We start from the raw sequence: 24,311 nt of genomic DNA, 5'->3' as shown, positions 1-24,311 counted from the left end.
TTCGGTGGTCCTGAACGTTCGACACTCGGGACCTGGAGGTTCGACTCACGCGGCCAGGGCGGGGGTGAGGGTCGGGGTGGGCAGGCCCAGGGCGCGGGAGTAGAGGGATTCGAAGGTCTCCAGGGTGGTGTCGATGGCGTGGGCGGCGATCAGGTCGCTGGACGCGGCACCCATGCGGACGGTGACGGTCGGGTCGACGGTCACGGCGTGCAGGCGGTCCGCCAGGCCGCGCACGTCGCCCGGCGTGAACAGCCAGCCGTTGCGTCCCGGCTTGCACAGGTGCGGCAACGCCATCGCGTCCGCCACCACCACCGGCTTGCCCGCGGCCATCGCCTCCATCGTGGCCAGGCTCTGCAGCTCGGCGATGCCCGGCATGCAGAACACGTCCGCCGACGCGTAGGCGTCCAGCAGCTCGGACTCGCTCACGAAACCGCGGAAGCGGACGCGGTCGGTGATGCCGAGGTCACGCGCCAGCAGCTCCCACTCCGCCCGGCACGAGCCGTCGCCCACGATCTCGGCGTGCAGCCGCGGCACGAGCGCGAGGGCGCGCAGCAGCTCGTCCACCCGCTTCTCCTCGTCCAACCGCCCCACGAACAGCACGGTCGGCGCGTCGGTGCGCCGCACGGGGCGCCGCGACCGGTACCGGTCGATGTCGATGCCGCACGACACCGGCACGGCCCGCTCCGGGAAACCGTTGTCGTGCAGCAGCCGCACGGCCCGCGGCGTCGGCGCGGTCACCACGTCGGCCACGCCGAACACCCGCCCCAGGTCCCGCCACGCCCACCGCGACGCCATGCCCTGCAACCACGCCGGCACGTGCGCGTGCCCGAACAGGTTCTCCGGCATGAAGTGGTTCGTCGCCACGGTCGGGATGCCCGACGCCGCCGCCTGCCGCAGCACGTGCCGCCCCACGACGAAGTGCGCCTGCACGTGCACCAGGTCCGGCCGCAGCTCCTCCAGCAGCACGGCGACGTCCTTGCGCACCTGCCACGGCAGCCCGACCCGGAACGTGCGGTGGAACGGCGTGCGGTGCGACCGCACCCGGTGCACGGTGATCCCATCGGCCCGCTCGGTGCGGGCCGCGCCGTCCGGCGACACGCAGATCACGTGCACGTCGTGGCCGCGGCCGGCGAGCCCGGTGGCGAGGCGGTGGGCGAACCGGGCCGCGCCGTTGACGTCCGGCGGGAACGTCTCCGCGGCGATCACGATCCGCATGGCGCGTCCGTTGGTCACTGTCGTCTCCGATCTGGTGGGTACTGCGGGAAGAGTTCGGGTGCGGGCCAGCGCGACGACACCGCCGACGGCGATCGCGGCGCACGCCACCTGGGCGGCGGCCACCAGCGGGCTGGTCCGGGTCGCCTCGCCGAGCAGCCCCGCGCCGATGCCGACGGCCACGAGCGGGTCCACCACGGTGAGGCAGGCGACCGCCAGGTGCGGCGGTCCGCTGGCGTAGGCGTGCTGGGTGAACCAGCCGCCGACGACGAGGGCGGCGGCGATGCCCGCCGCCGAGAGCGCGGTCGACCACGCCAGGCCGCCCTGCTGGACGTCCTGCGACACCGACCGCATGAGCACGGACACGAAGCCGTAGGCGACACCGCCCGCCGCGCCGAAACCGAGGGCGCGCACCGCCGGGCGGGTCGACAGCACGCCGACCAGGCCCGGGACCGCGATCAGGCCGAGCGCCAGCAGCGCGGCCTTCACCTCGGCCTCCGGCACGACCGCGGTGGACGTGGCGCTGCCCGCGGCCAGGAGCACGAACGCGCCCACGCCGAACGTGGTCCACGCGACCGCGGGCAGCTCACGGCGGCGACCGTCGAGGACCGCGGTGATGCCGATGGCCACCACGCCGACCGGTTGCACCACGCTCAACGGCGCCATCCCCAACGCCGCCGCGTGCACACCGGCGCCGAGGACGAGCAACACCAGGCCCAGCAGCCACCGCGGCCTGCGCAGCAGCTCCAGGACCTTCAACGCGCCCTCGCTCGCCCGCACGGCGTCGTGCTGCAGGCGTGCGGCGAAGGCGAAGAACACGGCGCCGAGCACCGCGAGCAGGACGGCGAGCCACGTCATGACGCCTCCTCGCGGCGCAGGACGGCGGAGGCCAGGGCGAACAGCAGCCCGTACAACAAGGCGAACAGAACGCGCTCGAAAAGGCCGAGCACGACCGCGCCGTTACCCGGGTACACCACCGAGACGTGACTGACCATGAATGCCACCGAGGTGATGCCCGCGGCTACGGAAATACGACGCAGGGCGGTACTGGAGATGAACGTCCGGGAAATCAGCCACCCGGCCAGCGGCAGGCTCGCGAACATCACCGCGCCCGCGTACCGGTGCACCGCGCCGGAGAACGACGTGGGCGTGCCGGTCGGGTCGGTCGGGAACACCGCGGCCACCGCCAACCCCGCCGCCCACAGCCCCAGCAGCACTGCCACCGGCCCCCGTCTGGGCAGACCCGACCGGACCAGGGCGACGAGCAGGCCGATCGACGCCGCCGCCAGCGTCAGCGCGGTCGCGGCGAGCAGGCCGCTGCCGTTGTCCACGAAGATGTAATCGCTGATCGTGTGCGCGATCGGGCTCAGTTCGCCGACCGACGACACATGCAGGTAAACAATCGGGAACAGCGACAGGACGAGCCCCACGACAGCCAGCGGCACCACCGCCGTCCGCGTTTTCCCCCGGATCTCCACCACGAGGAAAATCTTCGTCCGGAATGGCGACCGAAGATATCGGGAACACCCCCGAGACGACCCTGAAGCCACCCGGAGAACCCCGGTGGGGCTGACCCCACCACCGGGGTGGGGCAGGCCACGCCCTAGGCTTCCCCGTCGTGAGCCCGCACCCCCAGCACCCTGCCGTGGAAGTGTCGGGGCTGGTCAAGCGCTACGGCTCCACCGTCGCGGTGAACGGACTCGACCTCACCCTGGACACCGGCACGGTCCTCGCGCTCCTCGGCCCCAACGGCGCCGGGAAGACGACCACCGTCGAAGTCTGCGAGGGGTTCCGGGCGGCCGACGGCGGCGAGGTCCGCGTCCTCGGGCTCGACCCCCGGCGCGACGGCGACCGGCTGCGCCCCCGCATCGGCGTGATGCCGCAGGGCGGCGGCGGTTACCCCGGCGTGCGGGCCGACGAGATGCTGCGCCTGGTGGCCGCGTGCGCCGCGAACCCCCTCGACCCCCGGTGGCTGCTGGACGTGCTCGGGCTCTCGTCGGCGGTGCGCACCCCCTACAAGCGGCTGTCCGGCGGGCAGCAGCAACGCCTGTCCCTGGCGTGCGCCCTCGTCGGGCGGCCCGAGCTGGTGTTCCTGGACGAGCCGACCGCCGGCATGGACCCCCAGGCCCGCCGCCTGGTCTGGGAACTGGTGTCGGCACTGCGCGCGGACGGCGTCAGCGTGCTGCTCACCACCCACCTCATGGACGAGGCCGAAGCGCTCGCCGACCACGTCGTCATCGTGGACGCGGGCCGCGTCGTCGCCCAGGGCAGCCCGGCCGAGCTCACCGAGCACCACGCCGACGACCGGCAGCTGCGCTTCCGCGCCCGGCCCGGCCTGGACCTGACGTTGCTGCGCGACGCCCTGCCGGAGGGTCTGGAGGTGCGCGAGGCGACTCGCGGCACCTACCTCGTGCAGGGCCACATCGACCCGCAGGTCCTCTCCACGGTCACCTCGTGGTGCGCCCAGCAGGGCGTGCTGGCCGAGGAGCTGACCGTGGCCAGGCGCAGCCTGGAGGACGTGTTCCTGGAGCTGACCGGCAGGGAGCTGCGCTCGTGACCGACTCACCCTCGTTCGCGCCCGGCACGTTCACGCCAGCGCCCGGCCGCGGCAAGCTCGGCCGGATGCTGCTCGCCCAGGCCCGCACCGAGACCGTGCTCACGCTGCGCAACGGCGAGCAGATCCTGCTGACCGTGCTCATCCCGGTGGCGCTGCTGGTCGCGATGAGCCTGATGGACGTCATCCCGGTGCCCGACCCGCGGGTCGGCTCGGCCACCGCCCGCATCCTCGCGCTGGCCGTGATCTCGTCCGCGTTCACCGGGCAAGCGATTGCGCTCGGCTTCGACCGGCGTTACGGCGTGCTCAAGCGCCTCGCCGCGACCGCGCTCCCCCGCTGGCTGCTCGTCGCCGGACGGGTCGTCGCGGCGCTGGCCGTGGTCGCCGTGCAGGTCGTCATCATCGCCGTGGTCGCGCTGCTGCTCGGCTGGCGGCTACCGTCCGCTACCGGTCTGCTGTGGGCGGCTCTGCTGATCCTGCTCGGCACGTTGTCGTTCGGCGCGCTCGGCGTGCTGCTCGGCGGCGCGCTGCGGGCGGAGATCGTGCTCGCACTGGCCAACATCGTGTGGTTCGCGCTGCTGCTCGTCGGCGGCGTCGCGCTCGGCGTGGACGCGCTGCCGGGGTGGCTGGCGACCGTCGTGGACGCGCTGCCGTCCGCCGCGCTCGCGCTCGCCCTGCACGACGCCGTGGTCGAGGGGGCCGCGCCGAGCCCCGGTCACGTCGCCGTGCTGGTCGTCTGGGGCGTGGCCGCGGGCGTGACGGCGATGCGGACCACCAAGCTCAGCTGACCCCCGGGCAGCGGTTCTCAGCTAGTGGTACCTACCATCGGGTCGTGTCCGTTCCATCCTGGTTCACCGCCTTCCTGAGCACGTTCCAGCGTGCGTTCGCCATCGCCGTCGTGATCGCCCAGGGCGGCATCGCGGTGACCGGGTCGATCGTGCGGGTGACCGGGTCGGGACTCGGCTGCCCCACCTGGCCGCAGTGCTTCGAGGGCAGCCTCGTGCCGGTCGAGCACCCCGAGGTGGCGTCGCTGCACCAGTGGGTCGAGTTCGGCAACCGCACGCTGACCGGTGTGGTCGGCGTGATCGCGGCGCTGTGCGTGCTGGCGGCGTGGTTCAACCGGCCGCGGCGCAAGCGGGTCGTGGTGCTGGCGCTGGTGCAGTTCGGCGGGGTCGTGGCGCAGGCCGTGATCGGCGGGTTCACCGTGCTCACCGGGCTGCTGTGGTGGACGGTGAGCGTGCACTTCCTGGTGTCGATGCTGCTGGTCTGGTTCGCCGTGCTGCTGGTCGCGGCGCTGGGCGAGGGTGACGGGCCCGCCCGGCCGCTCGTGCCGCGGGGATTGCTGAAGCTGCAGGTCGTGCAGGCCGTGACGCTGGGGTTGCTGCTGCTGGCGGGGACGTTCGTGACCGCCGCCGGGCCGCACGCCGGTGACGCGGCCACCCCGCGCCTGGACCTGCCGGTGGACACGTTGTCGCAGCTGCACGCCGACCTGCTGTTCCTGTTCCTCGGCATGCTCATCGCGCTCGGCTTCGCGTTGCGCGGCCACCCCGTGCCGCGGCGGCCGTACTACGCGCTGGTGGGCGTGGTGCTGGCGCAGGGCGCACTGGGCATGGTCCAGTACTGGACCGGCGTGCCCGAGGTGCTGGTCTCGCTGCACGTGCTGGGTGCGGGCGCGGTGGTCGTCGCCACCGCCGCCCTGTGGGTGTCCACCCGTGAACGCGCCGGGGGTCAGCGTGACGACGAGGGCCTGCGGTCCCAGACCGCGGGCAGTTCGGTCGCCAGCCACGTGTAGAGGTCGTCCACGGTCCGCAGCCGCATGGCGCGTTCGGGGTCGCCGCTCATCAGCCGCATCCCGGCCTCGGTCAGCTCGCGCACGCTCACCAGGGCGTCGAGCTTGCGCTGGATCAGGTCGACCCACCGCTTCTCGTTGATCCGGTACTGCGCCGCTTGCCGGCCGCGCCGCGTGCGCTTGGTCACCAGACCGGCGTTGACCAGGAACTTCAGGTTCGTGCTGATCGAGCCGCTGCTGGCCTCCAGCTCCTGGGACAGCTCGGCGGCGGTCCGTTCCGTGGGCTGGCACACCAGCAGGTAGCCGAGGATGCGGCCGCCGATCAGCGGGATGCCCTCCTCGGCGAAGTGCGCGGCGAACCGCTCGATCCACGCCGACAGCCGCGTTTCCCGTCCGACGCTCATCAGACCCCCTCGGCTCCACGCCGACACTTCGGTCGGCACTGAAACCACGATAGGTCGTGTGCTGATCATCACGCAAAGGCGGCGCGCCGGTCCTGAGCGTTGAATTCGGGTGTTCCGAACGTAGGACTCTCGGGACCTGAGTGTTCGACACTCGGGACCTGGGGGTTCGACTCGCGCGGGGGTCAGAGGCGGCGGAGGCCGGCGAGGACGCGTTCCATCAGGCCCAGGTCCGGCTGGGCGCCGTCGGTGGACGCGGTGTCGTGGACGTCGATCAGGCCGCGTTCGGCCATGTCGCCCAGCAGCACCTTGGCCACGCCCAGCGGCAGGCGCAGCAGCGCGGCGATCTCCGCCACCGACCGCGGCCGGGCCACGAGGTTGATCACCTCGTGGTACTCGGACTTCATCGCGCCCGGGTAGTCCCAGTCCACCGCCGACACCAGCGTCTCGATCTCGAGCTGGAACGACGAGGTCGTGCGGCCGCCGGTCCACGAGTAGGCGCGGACGATCGACGCCGCCTCCTCGCGCGGGTACTCGAAGTCGTCCTCGTCGTCGTCGAAGACGGGGCGGTGGGGCCTGGTGTCCCCCGTGTCCCGGCTGTCGCCGGTCGGGGCGGCGGGTTGCTCGGCCCTCGGCTTCTCCTGCTTGCGACGGCGGGAGGAGTCGAGGCTGAACCCGTTGAGCAGGGCGGCGAACGTCTCGTCCGACGTCCCAGGCTCCTCGTTCCGGTCCATGACCACCTCACGCAGACGGGCGGGCCATCATCCGCTTCACGCCGTGGAGCTGGGCGCGCAGCTCCGGGGTCAGGAGCTGGCCTACCTGGTCGACGACCACGGTCATCTCGTAGGCGACCTGGCCGACGTCGGCGTCCGGGGCGGCGAGCACCGCCAGGCACGAGCCGTCCCGGATGGACATCAGCAGCATGATCCCGTACTGCATCTCGATCACCGAGCGCAACACGCCGCCGCCGTCGAAGCACCTCGCCGCCGACTCGGTCAGGCTCGCCACGCCCGCCGCGATCGCGGCCAACTGGTCGGCCCGGTCGTCGGGCAGGCCGTTGGACGCGGTCAGCAGCAGGCCGTCCACCGAGATCACCACGGCGTGGGCCACCCCGGGCACGCGATCGGCGAAGTTGCTCACCAACCAGCCGAACTGGTCGACCTGCCGCGACTTCTGCGTGCTCATCCGTTCTCCTGCCCAGCTCGATTCTCACCGGATCCCCGGACACCTTGCCGGATACCGGTCTGGTAGCTGGCGAGGAACCCGCGTGTCGCCTGCGGATCCCTCCGTACGGGTGCCACCGCGTCGGGCGCACTCGGCCGTTCGGCCACCAGATTGGTCCGCGGCTGCCTCTTGGGCAGTTCCGCCGGAATGTCGTTCACGGGCTCGTCGTTCACGGGCGCCTCCCCGCGCGCGTGGGTGTCCGCGGCGCGGTGCCGCGCCGGTTCCGCCGGTGCGGGCGGCACCGGGGCGCCGCCGAACCAGGTCGAGGCCGTCCGCCGCGGCGCGGAGGCCGGCGGGGCGGGCGGTGCGGTGTCGGGCGGGTCGATCGCGCGCCCGCGAAACGGGCTCCACCCGTCCTCTTTCAGGGGCACGGGGGGCGGCAGCACGGGCTGCGGCGGCAGGCCGGCGCGCGGCAGGACCGGCTGGGGCCCGGTCGAGTGGTGCGGCACGCCGTTCGGCGGCGTGGCGGCCGGTCGCGGGCCCGTGGAGGGGTGCGGCACGACGGGCTGCGGGCCGGTCGACGGTGACGCGGGGTGCGGCACGCCGTTGCGCGGCAGGACCGGCTGGGGTCCGGTCGAGGGCGGCGGCACGGGCTGGGGCCCGGCGGTCGGGGCGGCGGCCTGGGCGGGCACCGGGCGACCCGTCAGCGGTCCGGTCGCGCGGACCAGCTCGGCGGGCAGCGCCACGACCGCGCGCAGCCCGTCGCCCTGCTCGCGCAGCACCACCTCGATGCCGTGCCGACCGGCGAGCCGGCCGACCACGTACAGGCCGAGCTGCCGGGACACGGGCAGTTCGCCGCTGTCCTCCGACGCGGCCAGCGCGATCCGGCGGTTGGCCTGCGCCAGGTCCTCCTCGGACATGCCGACGCCGAGGTCGACCACATCGACGAGCACACCGCCGCCGGTCCGGGGCCGGCCGCCGACGATCACCTGGGTGCGCGGCGGCGAGAACGTCGTCGCGTTGTCCAGCAGCTCGGCGACCAGCCGCACCAGGTCGCCCGCCGCGTAGCCGACGACCTCCACCGACGGCGTGGTCTGCACGACGACGCGCTGGTACTGCTCGATCTCCGACGCCGCGGCGCGCAGCACGTCGCCCAGCGGCACGGGGCGGGTGAAGCGGCGGGCCACGTCGCTGCCGGACAGCACCATCAGGTTCTCGTTGTTGCGGCGCATCCGGGTGGCGAGGTTGTCCAGCTTGAACAGGTTCGCCAGCTGCTCGGGGTTCTCCTCCTGCCGCTCCAGCTCCTCCATGAGCTTGAGCTGCCGCTCCACCAGGCCCTGGCTGCGGCGGGACAGGTTGATGAACGCGTTGCGCATGCCGGTGCGCAGGTCGGCCTGCTCGGCCGCGGAGCTGACGGCCTGCCGGTGCACCGCGTCGAACGCGCGCGCCAACTGGCCCAGCTCCTCCTTCGTGTGCACGGGCACGGGCTGGACGGTGACGTCGTGCGCGGCGTTCTCCCGCAGTTGCGCCACCAGGGTGGGCAGGCGGTGCTCGGCGACGTCCAGCGCCGCAGTGCGCAACGCGCGCAGGGAGCGCAGCAGGTAGTTGCCGACGACGAAGCCCACCGCGGCGGCGGCGAACATCGACGCCAGCAGGATCACGGCCGCCGCGCCCGCGCGGTCGCTGGTGGAGTCCTGCAACCGGCCGGCCGTGGCGGTGAGCTGGCCTTCCAGGGACCGCAGCACCACGCCGAGCTGCTTGAGGGTCGCCTCCGAGCCGCTGTTCCACGCGTCGGCCTTGACCAGCAGCTCGACCGCGCCGGAGTTGGTGCGGACCTGCTGGAACAGGCTGTTGCGCAGATCGACGGCCTGGCCGGAGACGGTGCTGCGGTAGTCGGCCTGCTGCTGGGGCGTCGCGACGGCGGAGAAGTCGGCCAGCTTGTCCTGCTGGCGGGTGTAGGACTGCTCCAGCGCGGTGACCTCGTTGTCGGTCAGCCTGCCGCGGCTGATGCCGGCCAGCACGGTGGCGTGCTGCCAGGACACCTGCTCGCCCGCCATGGCGAGGTTGTGCAGGGCGGTCGCGGTGCCGGACAGCGCCGGGTCGCCGAAGTCGCCGACCATGGCCTGGTCGAAGTCGAGCAGGGCGCGGGCCACCACGGTGTAGCCGCCGATGGCGCCTTCGAGGTCGACGCTGCCGGACACGACGCGTTCGCGCAGTTGCGGCAGGCCGTCGAGCTGGGCGGCGGCGTCGCGGAACCGGGCGTTGGCGACCTCGCCGAGGGTCGTGGTGCGCTCCATCAGGTTGCGCACACCGGCGGCGGCGTTGTCGGTGATGCCGGTGAGCTCGCGGAACTTCTTCTCGTCCACCCCGGAGCCCTCGGCCCGCTGCGCGGCGAACGCGCGCTCGGCCTGCACGCCCGCGATCAGCGGGTCCATGCCGGCGCGCAGCGTCACGACGCGCTGCACCGAGGCGTAGGCGTCGGCGCTCTTGACGTACCCGCGGATCTGCACCAGGCCCGCGCCGACGGCGACGAGCACGGGCACCGCCAGGACGGCGGCGAGCTTGACCGGCAGACGCCAATTCCGCCAGTCCGCGACGGCACTCCACCACTGCCCGCGCGCGTTGTTGTCGCCAGTCACCAGACAAGCCCCGGAAAGTCCGTAGTTGTTTCGAAGTTGAACGACGTCGACGTATTGATGACCGACGAGCGTGGGTGTTGCTGGGCGGATAGTAGGTGGTGGACAGGCGTGGGACAACGACCTTGCGGTAGGTCCTCATCCGATCGGCGCAGCGTGACGACCGGGGGTACCCCGGACGCCGCCCGAGGCAACGGTCCGGCATCGACTGAGCAGCGGTGACCCGACCGTCGGCGGTACGCCGTTGACTGACGGCGCAACGCGGTTACGCTGAGCGCTCGCCGCCGGCCCGCGCATCCGCGTGCGCGGCGAGGCAAATCCCCGTGGAGGATTGATGACGAAGGCGATCCTGCCTCCGACGGATTCGAGACCCGCCCGCGGCGGGCGCGGCTTCGCCACTTTCGACGACCCGGGCACGCCCCTGTTGGTCGACGAAGCGGGCGACCCGGACTTCGTCGCGCTTCAGGCGAGCGCCGATTTCCGCGAGCTGCGCCGGCGGATCACGGTCTTCGTGGTGCCGGTCACGTGCGGGTTCCTGCTGTGGTACCTGGGTTACGTCGCGCTGTCGGCGTACGCGCCGGACCTGATGGGCACCCCGGTGTGGGGCGTGATCAACCTCGGCCTGCTGTTCGGCCTGCTCCAGTTCGTGACGACGATCGCGCTGACGCTGGCGTACGCGCGCTACGCCCGGCGCAAGCTCGACCCGCAGGTCGACGCGGTCCGCTCGCTCACCGCGGAGGACCGGGCCTGATGGGCGGCAACACCGCGATCAACCTGGGCGTCTTCAGCGTCTTCGTGTTGATCACCCTCTACATCGTGTACCGGGCGGGCAGCCGCAACGCCACCGCGTCGGACTACTACGCCGCGGGCAGCAGCTTCACCGGGCCGCAGAACGGCATCGCGCTGTCGGGCGACTTCCTGTCCGCCGCGTCGTTCCTCGGCATCTCCGGCAGCATCGCGGTCAACGGCTACGACGGGTTCCTGTACTCGATCGGCTGGGTCGTGTCCTGGCTGCTCGGCCTGATGATCATCGCGGAGCGGTTGCGCAACACCGGCCGGTTCACCCTCGGCGACGTGCTGGCGTTCCGGATGCGGCAGCGCCCGGTGCGCGCCGCGGCGGCCAACGTGACCCTGGTGATCTCGCTGTTCTACATGATCGCGCAGATGGCGGGCGCGGGCGCGCTGATGGCGCTGCTGCTGGACGTGCACAGCAAGGTCGGCCAGTCGGTCATCATCGCGGTGGTCGGCATCGTGATGGTGCTGTACGTGCTGCTGGGCGGCATGAAGGGCACCACGTGGGTGCAGATCATCAAGGCCGTTTTCCTGATCATGTGCGTGACCCTGATGTCGGTGTTCCTGCTCGGCAAGTTCGGCTTCAGCCTGTCGGCGATCCTGGAGACGGCGTCGCGGAACACGCCGCTCGGGCCGGAGGTGCTGGAGCCGGGCGTGCGGTACGGCGCCACGCCGACCAGCCGGCTCGACTTCATCTCGCTGGCGCTGGCCCTGGTGCTCGGCACGGCCTCGCTGCCGCACGTGCTGATGCGGTTCTACACCGTGCCGAACGCCCGCGAAGCGCGCCGCTCGGTGGTGTGGGCGACGTGGATGATGGCCACGTTCTACCTGTGCACGCTGGTGATCGGGTTCGGCGCGCTGGCGCTGGTCGGGTCGAAGGAGATCACGGCGGCGCCGGGCGGCGAGAACTCGGCCGCGCCGCTGCTGGCCTACGAGGTCGGCGGCGCGGTGCTGCTGGGCGTGGTGAGCGCGGTGGCGTTCGCGACGATCCTCGCGGTGGTGGCCGGTCTGACGTTGACGGCGTCGGCGTCGTTCGCGCACGACGTGTACGCGAACGTGATCAAGCGGGGCCAGGCCGACCCGCGGTCGGAGGTGCGGGTCGCCCGGCTGACCGCGATCGTGGTGGGCCTGCTGGCGATCGTCGGCGGCATCGCGGCGAACGGCCAGAACGTGGCGTTCCTGGTGGCGCTGGCGTTCGCGCTGGCCGCGTCGGCGAACCTGTCGACGATCATCTACTCGATGTTCTGGAAGCGGTTCAACACGCCGGGGACGCTGTGGGCGGTCTACGGCGGGCTCGGGTCGTGCGTCTTCCTGCTCGTCTTCTCCCCCGCGGTGTCCGGCGCGAAGTCGTCGATCTTCCCGGACGTCGACTTCGCCTGGTTCCCGCTGAGCAACCCGGGCCTGGTGTCGATCCCGTTCTCGTTCCTGTGCGGCTACCTGGGCACGGTCCTGAGCAAGGAGAAGTCCGACCCGGCCAAGCAGGCCGAGATGGAGGTCCGCTCCCTGACCGGCATCGGCTCCGGCCTCAAGTAGGACGCGCCGGACGCCGGAGCACTCCGCTCCGGCGTTCGGCGTTGCGGATGTCCTACCGCCGGGCGAGGGCCGCGCGGACGGCCGAGGCGAAGCGGAGCGGGGCGGTCGAGTCGGTCTGGCGGAAGCCCAGCGACGGTTCGACCAGTTCCAGTTCCAGCAGCAGCGGCGCGTCGTCGGTGCCCGGGATCAGGTCGACCCGCGCGTACAGGAAGTCGTGGCGGCGCAGGCCGGTCAGCTCGGCGGCGGCGTCCATGACGTCCTCGGCGACCCGGCGCTGCGCCGGTGACGGCGTCGCACCGGACAGGCGTTCCAGCAGGTACAGGCCGGACTCGTCGTACTCGGCGTCCGGGACGAGCATGGCGCCCTTGGTGAACGCGTGCGAGTACTGGCCGCCGAGGAACACCATCGCGGTCTCGCCGGCCGAGTCCACCCGCGACTGGTAGGGCTGCACGAGCGCCGGCACGCCGAGGCCGGCCAGGTGCGCGGCGGCCGACGCGTGATCGCCCGCCGCGACGCGCAGCGCGCCCCGCGAACCGGCGCCGACGGTCGGCTTCACCACGAACTCGCCGTCCGGCCAGTCGGTGAAGCCCGGCCCGGCCACCGCCGTCGGCACGACCGGCACGCCGTGGCGCGCGAGGTCGACCAGGTAGGTCTTGTCGGTGTTCCACCGCACCACGGACGCCGGGTTCACCAGCGCGGGCTCGGCGTCGCACCACGCCAGGAACTCCGGCAGCCGCTCGGTGTAGTCCCAGGTCGACCGCAGCACGACCAGGTCGGCCCGCACCGGCGTGCCCCACGTCGTCCACGACACCTGCACGCCGACGTCGGCCAACGCGTCCACCAGGGCGTCGTCGTCGCCGTCGCCGGCGGGCAGCGAGTCGCAGGTGGCGAAGAGGACCTTCATCGGCCGCCCATCTTGCGCCGGTGCGCCGGGCCGATCTTCACCGCGGCCGTGGTCTCGCGGTCCCACTCGTGCCGCTCCAGGTCCGCGACGGCCTCGACCACGGCCTCCGCCGACGCCACGTCCGGCAGCACCACGTCGCCCAGGGCACCGTCGTCGCCGACCAGCACGACGCGCGCGCCCGCCCGCCCGACGTTCTCCACGACGGCGCGGGCGGGCTTGCCGTGCGCGGCCACGAACGCCGTCGCCGTCTTCACCGCACGCCCGATCTTCTTGTCCTCTGCCACGTCGGCCAGACTAGAACCTGCCGGTAACTTGCGCGCACGTGACCGCACTCACGACCGCTCGTCAGGCCGCAGACCACACCGTCGACCACACCGACTCGTAGGCCTCGACCAGCCACTTGTCGGCGCGGGCGTGGTCGGGCCGCTCGGGCAGCGACGAGTCCAGGAGCAGCTCCTCCAGCCTGGCCTCCAGCGACGCGGCCGCGTCCATCGCCTCCTCCCGCGCGTGCCGCCCCTGCCGCAGGTCGCGGATCCAGGTCAGCCACGGCTCGGGCATCGGCAGCGTGATCCGGCCGGTCTCCAGCAGCTCGACGCCCTGCACGCCCAACCGCACCATGTGCGCGGCGTACTTGGTGTCGTAGCCGTGCCGCGCCACCAGCTCCGGCCGGTTGACGCGCCGGGCCACCGTGCCGTCCACCATGCGCCGGCGCTGGCTGTGCAGGTAGCCGATGAACCGCCGCCCGGCCAGCCGCGACACGATCATGTCCGCGTTGTCGCGCAGCTCACGCCCCAGGTCGGTGATCTCGACGATCTCGTGCTCGGGCGCGAACAGCGGCAGCAGCACGGTCGGGTTGCCCTGCAACGCCAGCCGCAGCCACTTGCGGAGCGAGTAGGTGACCAGGTCGAGGTCGCCGGGACCGGACGGGGTGTTGACCACACCGGTGCGTTCCTCGGCGCTGCGGTGGATGTACTGCTCGAAGCGGCGCAGCCCGATGACGAACTCCGGCGGCTCGACGCACACACCCATCTCGTCGCGGTCGTCGGTGCCCTCGATGGCGGTGCCGTGCACGCCCGACCCCACCTGCGTGCGCAGGATCGTGGCGCGCCGCGCGATCTCGGCGAATTCCGGGTTGTTGTGCTTCACGGTCATTACCTCCCCCTGTGACGCGGTGAACCTAAAGCGTCAACAGGCAAATCCCAACGGAATTTGCGCCACCTCCCGGACCGACCGGTCGGGAGGTAGCTTGCGGGTCGTGACGGATACCCCACAGCTCACCCACCTGGTCGAACAGTTCCTCGCCTGGCACTTCGACCGCAACCCGGGCAGTGCCGCGATGCTCGGCTCGCTCGCCCATGACCACACCCTCGGCGATTTCAGCGCGGCCGCGTTCACCGAATACGAACGCGGCGCGGACGCGTGGCTCGACCGGTTCGCCGCGGTCCGCGCGGACGACCTCCAGGGCTCGGTGGACCGCGACCTCGTCGTGTCCGTGCTGCGCGGCGTGCGGGCGAAGGCGACGTGGCCCGCGTGGCGTCGTGACCCGTCGACCTACACGACCGCGGTGCTGTACCCGTTGTTCAGCGCGTTCCTCAACCGGCTGCGGCCGGAGCCGGAGCTGGTGGCGAGCGTGGTGCAGCGGCTGGCCGAGGTGCCCGCCGTGCTGGCCGCGTGCCGGGCGAACCTGGACCCGGACCTGGCCGCGCCGAGGATCGTGCGGCGGGCCGCCGACCAGGCGCGCACCGGCCGGGCGTTCCTCACCGCGACCCTGCCCGCCGAGGTGTCGGACCCAGGGCTGCGCGCGGAGCTGGCCCAGGCCGCGGAGCCGGCGGCGCGGGCGTTCGACGAGCTGGCCGCGTTCCTGGACGGGTTCGCCGGGCGCGCCGGTGGCGACTGGCGGATGGGCGAGGCGCTGTACTCGACGCTGCTGCGCGAGCAGGAGGTGCTGGGCTACGGCGCGGCCGAGCTGCACGAGCGCGGCCGGGCCGCCTACGCCGAGCTGGACGCCGAGATGCGCGAGCTGGCCGGCACCGACGACTGGCACGCGGTGATGGCGTCGTTCCAGGACGACCACCCGCCGACGCCGGAGGCGATGCGCGCCGAGTACGAGGCGGAGACGCGGCGGGCCCGGGACTTCCTGGTCGAGCACGGCCTGGTGACCTTCGCCGAGGGCGAGGAGTGCCGGGTGGTGCCGTCGCCGACGTTCCAGCGCCCGGTGCTGGCGGTGGCGTCCTACATGTCGCCGCCACCGCTGACCGACCAGCGGACGGGCCACTTCTTCGTGCCGTTCCCGCCGGACGGGTTCACCGCCGAGCAGACCACCCAGCGGCTGCGCACGAACTCCCGCGCCCAGCTGGCCACGATCGCCGTGCACGAGGCGTACCCCGGTCACCACTGGCACCTGTCGTGGCTGGCCGCGCAGGACCGGCCGGTGCGCAAGGTGTTCCGCACCCCGTACTTCTCCGAGGGCTGGGCGCTGTACGCGGAGAAGCTGCTGCGCGAGCACGGCTACTTCACCGCGGCGGTCGTCGGTGACGCGGCCAAGGCGCGCGCGCAGGAGCTGGCGCACGTCGAGGCGCGGTTGTTCCGGGCGGCGCGGATGATCGTGGACACCGCGCTGCACTGCGGCGACATGGGTGTCGAGGAGGCCGAGGAGTTCATGACCACGAAGGCGTCGCTGACGCCGGGCACGGCCGTCGGCGAGGTCAGCCGGTACTGCGCGTGGCCGACGCAGGCGCCGTCGTACCTGACCGGCGCGTTGGAGATCGAGCGCATCCGGTCGGAGTTCACCGGGTCGCCGCGCGAGTTCCACGACACCGTCGCGGGCGCGGGCGCGTTGCCGCTCGGGCTGGCCCGCAAGGTCGCTCTCGGTGGGTGAGAAGCGGAACACACCGGCCGCCGCGGCGGTTGGTGTGCTGACGTAGGACATCGCGACAGGAGGACGAACACATGCCCAAGGCAGTGGTGGTGCGCGCGACCGGCGGGCCGGGAGCGCTGGAGTTCACCGACGTGGAGGCGAAGTCGCCGGGCTCGGGTGAGCTGCTGGTGGACGTGGCCGCCGCCGGGGTCAACTTCATCGACTGCTACCACCGCGAAGGCCGCTACCCGCTGGCCCTGCCGTTCGGGCCGGGGCTGGAGGGCGCGGGCCGGGTCAGCGCGGTCGGCCCGGACGTCACCGGCTTCGCGGTGGGCGACCGGGTGGCCTGGGCGCAGTCCCTCGGCAGCTACGCCGAGCAGGCCGTGGTGCCGGTCGGGGACGCGGTGCCGGTGCCCGACGGGGTGGACGACGACACGGCGGGCGCGCTTCTGCTGCAAGGCCTGACCGCGCACTACCTGGTCGCGTCCACGTACCCGGTCCAGAAGGGCGACACGGTCCTCGTGCACGCCGCGGCCGGTGGCGTGGGTCTGCTGCTGGTGCAGTTGGCCAAGGCTCGGGGCGCGCGCGTGATCGGCACGGTGTCCACCGAGGCGAAGGAGGCGTTGGCGCGCGAGGCCGGTGCCGATGAGGTGATCCGGTACGACCGGGTGGACTTCGCGCCCGTGGTGCGCGAGCTCACCGACGGCGTGGGCGTCGCGGCCGTGTACGACGGCGTCGGCGCGACCACGTTCGACGGGAGCCTGGCCAGCCTGAAGCCGCGCGGCATGCTGGCGCTGTTCGGCGCGTCCAGCGGCGCGGTGCCGCCGTTCGACCCGCTGCGGCTCAACCAGGCGGGCTCGGTGTTCCTGACCCGGCCGTCGCTGGGTGCGCACGTGGCCACCCGCGAGGAGCTGGAGTGGCGGACCGGCGAGCTGTTCGAGGCCGTGGTGGGCGGTGCGCTGACCGTGCGGATCGGCGGGCGCTACCCGCTGGCCGAGGCGAGGCGGGCGCACGAGGACCTGGAAGGCCGCCGCACGACGGGCAAGCTGCTGCTGGTGCCCTGAGCTCCCCGGTCCCGGCACGCGGAAGGGCGGTCCCGCTGCGGGACCGCCCTTCGTCACGTCCGGGTGCGGGTGGAGCTCAGCCCTCGACCTTGACCGCGTCGACGACGAAGATCAGCGTCTCGCCGGGCTGGATGTCGCCCGAGCCGTTCGGGTAGCCCTTGTCCGAGGGGACGACGAGCAGCCGCCGGCCGCCCTCCTTGAGCCCGATCAGGCCTTCGTTCCAGCCCTTGATGACCTGCGCCTGGCCGATGTTCTCGACCTCGAACGGCTCGCCGCTGTCCCACGAAGCCTCACGGGTCTTCTGGTCGCGGAACGTCGCCAGCACGTAGTGCACCTGCGCCGTCGAGCCCGGCTTGATCTCCGCGCCGGTGCCCTCGGCCAGGTCCTCGACCAGCAGGCCGTCCTGCGGCGTGCACCCGGTCGGGACGGTGATCGTGGGCTTCTCCCCCGCCGCGCCGGTCACCTGGTACTGCGCCACCTCGCACGGCGGGCCGCTCGGCTCGGGCAGGTCGGCCTCGGTGGGCTCCTGCGCCTCGGGCTGCGCGGCGGTCGCGGGCGGGGTGTTGGTGAGGGTGGACGGCCGGTCGCTAGCGGTGCACGCGGTCAGCGCCAGACCGGCGGACAACAGGGAGACGAGAGCCAGGGCCGTACGGCCGACAGTACGCATGGTTGCCGAGCTTAGGGTTCACGCCCGCGCGCCGCGCCGCGGCCCCACCAGCAGCCCAACGCCGGTCACGGTCCGCTGCTGTCGATCTACGAAACAATCCGCAAATGTGCCACTAATTACCGCTACCGCAGTTGCGTACTCGCGCGTACAGTAACTCCGCGCACTTGATCGCATACCCAGAGCATTCGGCCGATCGAGTGCCCACCAAGGAGGTGACATCGTGTCCGCGGAGCCCGAGGGCGTCCGCAGCAACCTGTTACAGCAATTGTTCTGGACCAGAACAGGTCTGCTCCTGCTGACCCTCGTCGTCACTTCCGGCAGCAGTCTGGCCATTTCCAGCACAATGGATCAAGGAGCGCTGCGCACGTTCCTGACGTCGGTCGGCACCGGCACGCTGATCTCCGCCGTGGTCGGTTTCGGGCAGACGCTGATCACCAGTTCGGCCGCGCAGCGGGCGCTGGTCACCCCGGTCGTGGAGGAGAGCCGCAGGGCGTTGCGGGACCTCACCGCCGAGTACCGGGCGCTGGACCGCGAGTTCTTCCCCACTCACGTGTTCGAGCCGACCGCGCGACCCGACCCGGCGTTCAACCAGGTCATGATGCAGGACCTGGAACGGACCCGGCTGTACGTGTTCCGGGGCTTCGCCGGCCGTTACGCGGCGGGCAGGCTGTTGCTGTCGCAGTCGGAGTGCGAGCTCAGAGCCGTGCTGGCCGATCCGCGTGACGACGACGCGATCAGCGGCCGGGCGCGCTACCTGCTGCGCAACGAAGGCGTGGACGGCGACTACGACGCCATCGCGGCGAGGCTGCGCGAGCAGATCTCGATCGGTCTCGTGGGCCTGTTCCTGGCCCGCGGCCGCTGCTCGCGGATCGACCTGACGATCGTGTCCGACCCGCCGCTGGACCGGCTGGAGCTGTTCGACGACAGCGTGTGGCTCACCCTCTACAGCAACACCAGCGCGGGCGTCATCCGCCTGTACCCGCGCACGGTGCGGTTCGCGGAGGGCTCGTTCATCTACGGGATGGAACGCGCCGAGTTCCTGCGCATCAGCAATTCCAAGGCAGGGCTCCACGTCGTCATCACACCGGGCACCAGTCGGGCGGACTTCCTCGCCCTGTTCGAGAAGATCACCGGGAACCCGCTCACCGAGGCCGGGTTCCGATCCCTCGAGGAGAAGTTCCACCGATTCCGCAAAGAATTCTCCGCCTCCGCTCAGTTGGGGAGCTGATAAGTCGTGCTCACCGAGTTCACCGGGTTCTCCGCCCTCGCGGAGCTCGCCACGCTCATCACCGTGGCCGACCCCCCTGTCGTCGACCACTGGGGACACGTCGAGAGGCGTTTCCAGGAGTGGGCGGGCCGACCCGGCCTGCGGGAGAGGCTGCGCGGGCACCTGCGCGCCCTCTCACCGCAGGACGAGATGCGGGTGGTGGCCAGATCCCGCGAAACGACGACCCACTTCGCGTGGTGCCTGCGGGACGAGCCGGCCGAGCCGTTCACGTTCTGGCTGCACGAGTACAAGCCGCAGCGGGACTGGCGACCCGGCTACGCCGACTCCATCCACAACCACCGCTACCACTTCTGCACCATCATCCTGTCGGGCTCCTACCTGCACGAGCGCTTCACCGCGGACGTCGCCGACGACGGCACGCGGATCGTGTCCACCACCCTGCTGCGCAGCGCCGAGGCCACCGAGGGCGCTTCGGGCACGATGCTCGCCCACGAGTTCCACCGCATCCCGAAGGCCGCCGACGACACCATGACGTTCCTGGTCAAGTCGCGCGCGGTCAGCCCGTGGAGCCTCAGCTACGACCCCGACACCCGGACCAGCCACCGGCACGTGCCGGTCGAGGCGAGGTTGGAGGACCTGACCAGGAACCTGTAATCCGCGCCAAGGATCATCGCGCGCGCCTACCATCGGCCCACCCGGCACGGGAGGGTCCAATGAGTACTGTCACCAGGACGGTCACGGCGCAGGCGATCTCCGCGGTCGAGGGCGAGGTGTGGCGGCTGTGCCGCGACCTCGCCGCGAAACTGCAGTTCCACGGCTGGCACCACGTCAGCTTCGTGCGGGACAAGGCCGTCCACTTCGCCCGGCGCAACGGCTCGGACGCGGCGCTGGTCGAGGTGGCCGCCCTGGTCCACGACGTGAACTACATGGTCCGGCGCAACTCGCTGCCGGTGGACGGCCGACGGCTGCGGCTGGACATCCTGGCGCGCGCGGGCGTGCCGGACGAGGTCGCGGCGCGGGTCGACGCGGTCGTCGAAGAGGCCGAGATGCGCACCCGCCACCGCGACATCTCACCGGAGGCGCAGGCGCTGTCCGACGCGGACACGCTGTTCAAGGCCCTGCCGGTGACGCCGGTGGTGCTCGCGCCCAAGTACCTCGAAGAGAACGGGATCACGCTCAGGGAGCTGGCGCACAAGATCGTCGGCGAGCAGCGGGACAAGCACGACGAGGGGTTCTACTTCTACGACCCCGAGGCGGCGGCCACCTACTCGCGGTGGGCCACGGCGAACCTGGAGCTGTGGTCGTGCATCGTGGAGTCGCTGGACGACCCCACGGTGAACGAGCTGCTGTCGGCGGTCTCCTAGGCCTGCTTCTCCCAGACGACGAGGTCGAACTTGACTTTGTTGTACGACTCGACGTCGACCACCACCAGACCGGCCCAGCGGCCCTCCGTCGTCTTCACGCAGAAGGACGCGCCCTGCACGACGGCGTCGCCCTCGATGTAGTCGTCCACGGCCGTGGCGGCCGCGCACTCCTGGTAAGTGGGCGGCGCCTCGGCGAGCTTCTCTGCGACCAGGACGATGGGCGTGGCCCGGAACCCGCCCTCGTACTTCAGGTCGGTCCGCTGCGTCGACTTGGCGGTGACACCGCCGTTCTCGTCGGTGGTCGAGTCCAGGTCGATGGAGTAGTCGTAGTTCATCGTCACCTGGCCGGCACGGACCTGCCCACCGACGGGCGGCGCCGGGACGACGGTGGTCGTGGTCCGGGTGGTCGTCGCCCCGGTCGTCGGCTCCTCGGTCGGCGTGGACGGGGATCCACCCGCCTTTGCGGCGACCGTGGTCGTGGTGGTCGTCGCCGCAGGCTGGCCGGTGCCCGGGGTGGGACGGAGCTCCAGGCCGCCGAGCACACCGCCCGTGGCGGCGCCCACCACCGTCAGCAGCACCGGCACCACGAAGTGCTTGGTCAGCTGCTGCCGGGGGCGGCGGCCCCAGCGGTAGAGCAGCCAGACACCCACGAGGGTGACCACACCGGCCGCGACCAGGGACAACGGCACCTGGTCCTGGATCCCGCCGACCACGGACAACAGCAGGCCGGCGACGCCCGCCATGCCGCCGAAGACCTGCCAGCGGTCCACCGTCGCCCTGTCGAACGTTCCCCGATCGGGTGGCGGCCCATCCCCCTGCACGACCATGCGATCAGGCTAGCTATCCGCAAATATGCGGAAAGTGCATCAAGCTCAGAACGGCCAGCCGAGCACCGGCAGCCCGATCACCGCGTCCACGGCCAAGCCGCAGAACACGAGCATCAGGTACAGGTTCGACATGTGGAAGAACTTCATGGTGTTGGTCGACCCGCCGCGCCGCACGACGCCGTGCAGCCGGTGCGCGAACACCGCGAACCACACGCCCGACGCCGCCGCGACGGCCACGTAGATCCACGACGTCACCGGGGCCAGCAGCAGCGTGCACGCGACCGTGATCCACGAGTAGATGACGATCTGGCGCGTCACCTGTTGCGCCGTCGCCACCACCGGCAGCATCGGCACGCCCGCCCGCGCGTAGTCCTCCTTGAACTTCATCGCGAGCGCCCACGTGTGCGGCGGCGTCCAGAAGAAGATCACGCCGAACATCACCAGCGCGGGCCACGCCACCGTGCCGGTCACCGAGGACCAGCCGATGATCACCGGCATGCAGCCGGCCATGCCGCCCCAGATGATGTTCTGCGACGTCCGGCGCTTGAGCACCAGGGTGTAGACGAAGATGTAGAACAGGATCGTGGCCACCGCGAACACGGCCGACATGAGGTTCGTGGTCAGCCACAGGAACCCGAACGACACCACGCCCAGCACGATGCCGAAGATCAGCGCGTTGCGCGGCGGGATGGCGTCCTTGGCCAGCGGCCGGGCGCTGGTCCGCTTCATCACCGAGTCGATGTCGGCGTCGACGTAGCAGTTCAGCGCGTTCGCCGAGCCGGCGGCCAGCGTGCCGCCCGCCAGGGTGCACGCGATCAGCCACAGCGGCGGCAGGCCGCGGGCGGCCAGGAGCATCGCCGGGATGGTGGTGATCAGCAGCAGCTCGATCACCCGGGGCTTGGTCAGCGCCACGTACGCGCCGACGACCTGCCGGGGCGACCGCGCCGGAGCCTCGGTGACGGCACTCATGGCGTCGCGCTCCTCAACAGGTCGGGGGATGCCGCAGATCGTAACCGCGCGTTCCCCGGGCAGCCCGTTCGGGTACTCCCTGAACGCACCCATCACACCTGTGCGTACACCCACAGAGCGTGAGTAGTACGAGGGTCCGCTCGGCGGACTAGGCTGGCCGGCGGACCTTGGTAGCCGCGGATCGGGCCTGACGGGATCGATTAAGTTCACGCCGGCCGTCACAACCGCCGCCTAGTGAGTTTGGAGCTGGAAGTCAGTGTCCGTCACCGATGACATCGCCCGGTTGACCGAAGCCCACCTGCCCGAAGATTGGACCGACCTCGACAAGCGCGCGGTGGACACCGCCCGCGTGCTGGCCGCCGACGCCGTGCAGAAGGTCGGCAACGGCCACCCCGGCACCGCCATGAGCCTCGCGCCGCTGGCGTACACGCTGTTCCAGCGCGTGATGCGGCACGACCCGGCCGACGCCGACTGGATCGGCCGCGACCGGTTCGTGCTCAGCGCCGGCCACTCGAGCCTCACCCTCTACGTCCAGTTGTACCTCAACGGCTACGGCCTGGAGCTGGACGACCTCAAGGCGTTGCGCACGTGGGGCTCCAAGACCCCCGGCCACCCCGAGCACCGGCACACCAACGGTGTGGAGATCACCACCGGCCCGCTGGGCCAGGGCCTGGCCTCCGCGGTCGGCATGGCGATGGGCGCGCGCCGCGAGCGCGGCCTGTTCGACCCGGACACCCCGGTCGGCGAGAGCCCGTTCGACCACCACATCTTCGTGATCGCCTCCGACGGCGACATCGAAGAGGGCGTGACGTCCGAGGCGTCGTCGCTGGCGGGCACCCAGAAGCTGGGCAACCTGACCGTCATCTACGACGACAACAAGATCTCCATCGAGGACGACACGACGATCGCGCTGTCCGAGGACACCGCGAAGCGCTACGAGGCCTACGGCTGGCACGTGCAGGTCGTCGAGGGCGGCGAGAACGTCAAGGGCATCCTGGAGGCCCTGGAGAACGCCAAGGCCGAGACCGAGCGCCCGTCGTTCATCCTGCTGCGCACGATCATCGGCTTCCCCGCGCCGAACAAGCAGAACACCGGCGCGGCGCACGGCGCGGCCCTGGGCACCGACGAGGTCGCCGAGGTCAAGCGCATCCTGGGCTTCGACCCGGAGCAGACCTTCGAGGTCGCCGACGAGGTGCTGGAGCACACGCGCGCGGTGGTCAAGCGCGGTGAGGCGGCCAAGTCGGAGTGGCAGCGCTCGTTCGACGCGTGGGCGCAGGCCAACCCGGAGCGCAAGGCGCTGCTGGACCGCCTGGTGAACAACCGGCTGCCCGAGGGCTGGGCCGACGCGCTGCCGTCGTGGGACCCGGACCCGAAGGGCGTGGCGACGCGCAAGGCGTCCGGCGAGGTGCTGAACTCGCTCAAGGACGTGCTGCCGGAGCTGTGGGGCGGCTCGGCCGACCTGGCGGAGTCGAACAACACCACGATGAAGGGCGTCGACTCGTTCGGCCCGGAGTCGATCTCCACCAAGATGTGGAGCGCCAACCCGTACGGTCGCACGCTGCACTTCGGCGTTCGCGAGCACGCGATGGGCTCGATCCTCAACGGCATCGCGCTGCACGGCCCGACCCGCCCGTACGGCGGCACGTTCCTCGTGTTCAGCGACTACATGCGCCCGGCGGTCCGCTTGGCGGCGCTGATGAAGTCCCCGGTCGTCTACGTGTGGACGCACGACTCGATCGGCCTCGGCGAGGACGGTCCCACGCACCAGCCGATCGAGCACCTGGCCGCGTTGCGCGCGATCCCCGGCCTGACCGTGCTGCGCCCCGGTGACGCGAACGAGACGGCCGCCGCGTGGCGCGCCGTGATCGAGAACGCCGAGGGCCCGAAGGGCATCGCGCTGACCAGGCAGAACCTGCCGGTGCTGGAAGGCACCAAGGAGAAGGCCGCCGAGGGCGTCGCGCGCGGCGGCTACGTGCTGGAGGGCGACGAGGAGCCCGAGCTGATCCTCATCGCCACCGGCTCGGAGCTGCAGATCGCGGTCGAGGCGCGCAAGGTGCTCCAGACCGAGGGCGTCACCGCCCGGGTGGTCTCCATGCCGAGCGTCGAGTGGTTCGACGCGCAGGACAAGGGCTACCAGGAGCAGGTGCTGCCGTCGTCGGTGAAGGCGCGCGTGGTGGTCGAGGCGGGCATCGCCCAGCCGTGGCACCGGTTCGCGGGCGACGCGGGCGAGATCGTCTCGATCGAGCACTTCGGCGCGTCGGCGGACTACCAGACGCTGTTCCGCGAGTTCGGCTTCACGACCGAGAACGTCGTCGCGGCGGCCCGCCGGTCGCTCGCCAAGGTCAAGTGA

At 71.7% G+C, this 24,311-nt stretch carries 23 protein-coding genes; 11 read left to right on the top strand and 12 right to left on the bottom strand.

All coding sequences use genetic code 11. The features are described 5' to 3' along the window. Window positions 1–45: 45 nt before the first annotated feature. A complete protein-coding gene (locus FHX81_RS33115) occupies window positions 46–2,070 on the bottom strand; it encodes a glycosyltransferase (RefSeq protein ID WP_141982459.1) in 2,025 nt (674 codons plus the stop codon). Then, complete coding sequence (locus FHX81_RS33110) at window positions 2,067–2,693, bottom strand: DUF998 domain-containing protein (RefSeq protein ID WP_141982458.1); 627 nt, start codon at window positions 2,691–2,693, stop codon at window positions 2,067–2,069. The genes FHX81_RS33115 and FHX81_RS33110 overlap by 4 nt, the downstream gene beginning before the upstream one ends. 137 nt (window positions 2,694–2,830) lie before the next feature. Here FHX81_RS33110 and FHX81_RS33105 point away from each other — a divergent pair, with 137 nt between their 5' ends. The 3 genes from FHX81_RS33105 (at window position 2,831) to FHX81_RS33095 (ending at window position 5,558) form a co-directional block, all read left to right on the top strand. Further along, window positions 2,831–3,769 (top strand): ABC transporter ATP-binding protein, encoded by a 939-nt coding sequence (locus FHX81_RS33105; RefSeq protein WP_246108091.1) that lies wholly within the window; start codon window positions 2,831–2,833, stop codon window positions 3,767–3,769. A 65-nt stretch (window positions 3,770–3,834) separates the two neighbouring features. Continuing rightward, window positions 3,835–4,554 (top strand): ABC transporter permease, encoded by a 720-nt coding sequence (locus FHX81_RS33100; RefSeq protein ID WP_141984267.1) that lies wholly within the window; start codon window positions 3,835–3,837, stop codon window positions 4,552–4,554. A gap of 44 nt (window positions 4,555–4,598) precedes the next feature. Then, a complete protein-coding gene (locus FHX81_RS33095; protein WP_141982457.1) occupies window positions 4,599–5,558 on the top strand; it encodes a COX15/CtaA family protein in 960 nt (319 codons plus the stop codon). Here FHX81_RS33095 and FHX81_RS33090 read toward each other — a convergent pair. The 4 genes from FHX81_RS33090 to FHX81_RS33075 form a co-directional block, all read right to left on the bottom strand. After that, window positions 5,495–5,959 (bottom strand): GbsR/MarR family transcriptional regulator, encoded by a 465-nt coding sequence (locus FHX81_RS33090; protein WP_141982456.1) that lies wholly within the window; start codon window positions 5,957–5,959, stop codon window positions 5,495–5,497. The two genes, FHX81_RS33095 and FHX81_RS33090, sit on opposite strands and share 64 nt — an antisense overlap. Before the next feature lie 182 nt (window positions 5,960–6,141). Then, window positions 6,142–6,690 (bottom strand): DUF742 domain-containing protein, encoded by a 549-nt coding sequence (locus FHX81_RS33085; protein WP_141982455.1) that lies wholly within the window; start codon window positions 6,688–6,690, stop codon window positions 6,142–6,144. 7 nt (window positions 6,691–6,697) lie between these two features. Continuing rightward, the gene (locus FHX81_RS33080; RefSeq protein WP_141982454.1) at window positions 6,698–7,141 is read right to left on the bottom strand and encodes a roadblock/LC7 domain-containing protein; all 444 of its coding nucleotides are present in this window, start codon (window positions 7,139–7,141) and stop codon (window positions 6,698–6,700) included. Then, window positions 7,138–9,759, bottom strand: coding sequence for a nitrate- and nitrite sensing domain-containing protein (locus FHX81_RS33075; RefSeq protein ID WP_141982453.1), 2,622 nt, complete (start codon window positions 9,757–9,759; stop codon window positions 7,138–7,140). Before FHX81_RS33075 ends, FHX81_RS33080 begins: the two co-directional genes overlap by 4 nt. A 331-nt stretch (window positions 9,760–10,090) precedes the next feature. Here FHX81_RS33075 and FHX81_RS33070 point away from each other — a divergent pair, with 331 nt between their 5' ends. Then, window positions 10,091–10,507 (top strand): DUF485 domain-containing protein, encoded by a 417-nt coding sequence (locus FHX81_RS33070; protein ID WP_141982452.1) that lies wholly within the window; start codon window positions 10,091–10,093, stop codon window positions 10,505–10,507. Then, window positions 10,507–12,081, top strand: a complete 1,575-nt coding sequence (locus FHX81_RS33065) for a solute symporter family protein (RefSeq protein WP_141982451.1) — start codon at window positions 10,507–10,509, stop codon at window positions 12,079–12,081. Before FHX81_RS33070 ends, FHX81_RS33065 begins: the two co-directional genes overlap by 1 nt. A gap of 52 nt (window positions 12,082–12,133) precedes the next feature. Here the strand turns inward: FHX81_RS33065 and FHX81_RS33060 are convergent, their stop codons facing one another. From FHX81_RS33060 to FHX81_RS33050, 3 genes are all read right to left on the bottom strand, one after another. Next, window positions 12,134–12,985 (bottom strand): ATP-grasp domain-containing protein, encoded by an 852-nt coding sequence (locus tag FHX81_RS33060; protein WP_141982450.1) that lies wholly within the window; start codon window positions 12,983–12,985, stop codon window positions 12,134–12,136. Continuing rightward, window positions 12,982–13,269, bottom strand: coding sequence for a hypothetical protein (locus FHX81_RS33055; RefSeq protein ID WP_141982449.1), 288 nt, complete (start codon window positions 13,267–13,269; stop codon window positions 12,982–12,984). Before FHX81_RS33055 ends, FHX81_RS33060 begins: the two co-directional genes overlap by 4 nt. 61 nt (window positions 13,270–13,330) lie before the next feature. Further along, on the bottom strand, window positions 13,331–14,137 hold the full coding sequence (locus FHX81_RS33050; RefSeq protein ID WP_211363624.1) for a nucleotidyltransferase domain-containing protein: 807 nt from the start codon (window positions 14,135–14,137) through the stop codon (window positions 13,331–13,333). A gap of 103 nt (window positions 14,138–14,240) precedes the next feature. On the opposite strand from FHX81_RS33050, the gene FHX81_RS33045 reads away from it, so the two are divergent. Further along, window positions 14,241–15,863 carry a DUF885 domain-containing protein gene (locus FHX81_RS33045; RefSeq protein WP_246108090.1) on the top strand — a complete coding sequence of 541 codons (1,623 nt, stop codon included), beginning with the start codon at window positions 14,241–14,243 and terminating at the stop codon, window positions 15,861–15,863. A gap of 71 nt (window positions 15,864–15,934) precedes the next feature. After that, complete coding sequence (locus FHX81_RS33040) at window positions 15,935–16,906, top strand: quinone oxidoreductase family protein (RefSeq protein WP_141982448.1); 972 nt, start codon at window positions 15,935–15,937, stop codon at window positions 16,904–16,906. Window positions 16,907–16,982: 76 nt separating this feature from the next. Here FHX81_RS33040 and FHX81_RS33035 read toward each other — a convergent pair whose 3' ends face one another. Further along, the gene (locus tag FHX81_RS33035; protein ID WP_141982447.1) at window positions 16,983–17,573 is read right to left on the bottom strand and encodes an FKBP-type peptidyl-prolyl cis-trans isomerase; all 591 of its coding nucleotides are present in this window, start codon (window positions 17,571–17,573) and stop codon (window positions 16,983–16,985) included. Between the two features lie 220 nt (window positions 17,574–17,793). On the opposite strand from FHX81_RS33035, the gene FHX81_RS33030 reads away from it, so the two are divergent. Genes FHX81_RS33030 through FHX81_RS33020 form a run of 3 tightly spaced genes read left to right on the top strand, consistent with a single transcriptional unit; the run spans window position 17,794 to window position 20,165 of the window. Next, window positions 17,794–18,801, top strand: a complete 1,008-nt coding sequence (locus FHX81_RS33030) for a hypothetical protein (protein WP_141982446.1) — start codon at window positions 17,794–17,796, stop codon at window positions 18,799–18,801. Window positions 18,802–18,807: 6 nt separating this feature from the next. Further along, window positions 18,808–19,455, top strand: coding sequence for a cupin domain-containing protein (locus FHX81_RS33025; RefSeq protein ID WP_141982445.1), 648 nt, complete (start codon window positions 18,808–18,810; stop codon window positions 19,453–19,455). A gap of 59 nt (window positions 19,456–19,514) precedes the next feature. After that, window positions 19,515–20,165, top strand: a complete 651-nt coding sequence (locus FHX81_RS33020; RefSeq protein ID WP_141982444.1) for an HD domain-containing protein — start codon at window positions 19,515–19,517, stop codon at window positions 20,163–20,165. Here FHX81_RS33020 and FHX81_RS33015 read toward each other — a convergent pair. Both FHX81_RS33015 and FHX81_RS33010 read right to left on the bottom strand, forming a co-directional pair. Beyond that, window positions 20,162–20,992 (bottom strand): hypothetical protein, encoded by an 831-nt coding sequence (locus FHX81_RS33015; RefSeq protein ID WP_141982443.1) that lies wholly within the window; start codon window positions 20,990–20,992, stop codon window positions 20,162–20,164. The two genes, FHX81_RS33020 and FHX81_RS33015, sit on opposite strands and share 4 nt — an antisense overlap. 45 nt (window positions 20,993–21,037) lie before the next feature. Next, window positions 21,038–21,961 (bottom strand): heme o synthase, encoded by a 924-nt coding sequence (locus FHX81_RS33010; protein WP_141982442.1) that lies wholly within the window; start codon window positions 21,959–21,961, stop codon window positions 21,038–21,040. A 256-nt stretch (window positions 21,962–22,217) separates the two neighbouring features. Here FHX81_RS33010 and tkt point away from each other — a divergent pair, with 256 nt between their 5' ends. After that, a complete protein-coding gene (tkt, locus tag FHX81_RS33005) occupies window positions 22,218–24,311 on the top strand; it encodes a transketolase (RefSeq protein ID WP_141982441.1) in 2,094 nt (697 codons plus the stop codon).

Source organism: Saccharothrix saharensis (assembly GCF_006716745.1).
Classification (GTDB): domain Bacteria; phylum Actinomycetota; class Actinomycetes; order Mycobacteriales; family Pseudonocardiaceae; genus Actinosynnema; species Actinosynnema saharense.
This window is presented reverse-complemented; position numbering and strand designations above follow the sequence as displayed.

Bases quoted from the DNA above. Each gene is read 5' to 3' on its own strand.
- FHX81_RS33060 (WP_141982450.1), bottom strand. From the start codon at position 12,985: ATGAAGGTCCTCTTCGCCACCTGCGACTCGCTGCCCGCCGGCGACGGC.
- FHX81_RS33010 (WP_141982442.1), bottom strand. From the start codon at position 21,961: ATGAGTGCCGTCACCGAGGCTCCGGCGCGGTCGCCCCGGCAGGTCGTC.
- FHX81_RS33065 (WP_141982451.1), top strand. From the start codon at position 10,507: ATGGGCGGCAACACCGCGATCAACCTGGGCGTCTTCAGCGTCTTCGTG.
- FHX81_RS33040 (WP_141982448.1), top strand. From the start codon at position 15,935: ATGCCCAAGGCAGTGGTGGTGCGCGCGACCGGCGGGCCGGGAGCGCTG.
- FHX81_RS33080 (WP_141982454.1), bottom strand. From the start codon at position 7,141: ATGAGCACGCAGAAGTCGCGGCAGGTCGACCAGTTCGGCTGGTTGGTG.
- FHX81_RS33015 (WP_141982443.1), bottom strand. From the start codon at position 20,992: ATGGTCGTGCAGGGGGATGGGCCGCCACCCGATCGGGGAACGTTCGAC.
- FHX81_RS33100 (WP_141984267.1), top strand. From the start codon at position 3,835: ATGCTGCTCGCCCAGGCCCGCACCGAGACCGTGCTCACGCTGCGCAAC.
- FHX81_RS33020 (WP_141982444.1), top strand. From the start codon at position 19,515: ATGAGTACTGTCACCAGGACGGTCACGGCGCAGGCGATCTCCGCGGTC.
- FHX81_RS33070 (WP_141982452.1), top strand. From the start codon at position 10,091: ATGACGAAGGCGATCCTGCCTCCGACGGATTCGAGACCCGCCCGCGGC.
- FHX81_RS33050 (WP_211363624.1), bottom strand. From the start codon at position 14,137: ATGACCGTGAAGCACAACAACCCGGAATTCGCCGAGATCGCGCGGCGC.
- FHX81_RS33085 (WP_141982455.1), bottom strand. From the start codon at position 6,690: ATGGACCGGAACGAGGAGCCTGGGACGTCGGACGAGACGTTCGCCGCC.
- FHX81_RS33035 (WP_141982447.1), bottom strand. From the start codon at position 17,573: ATGCGTACTGTCGGCCGTACGGCCCTGGCTCTCGTCTCCCTGTTGTCC.
- FHX81_RS33090 (WP_141982456.1), bottom strand. From the start codon at position 5,959: ATGAGCGTCGGACGGGAAACGCGGCTGTCGGCGTGGATCGAGCGGTTC.
- FHX81_RS33115 (WP_141982459.1), bottom strand. From the start codon at position 2,070: ATGACGTGGCTCGCCGTCCTGCTCGCGGTGCTCGGCGCCGTGTTCTTC.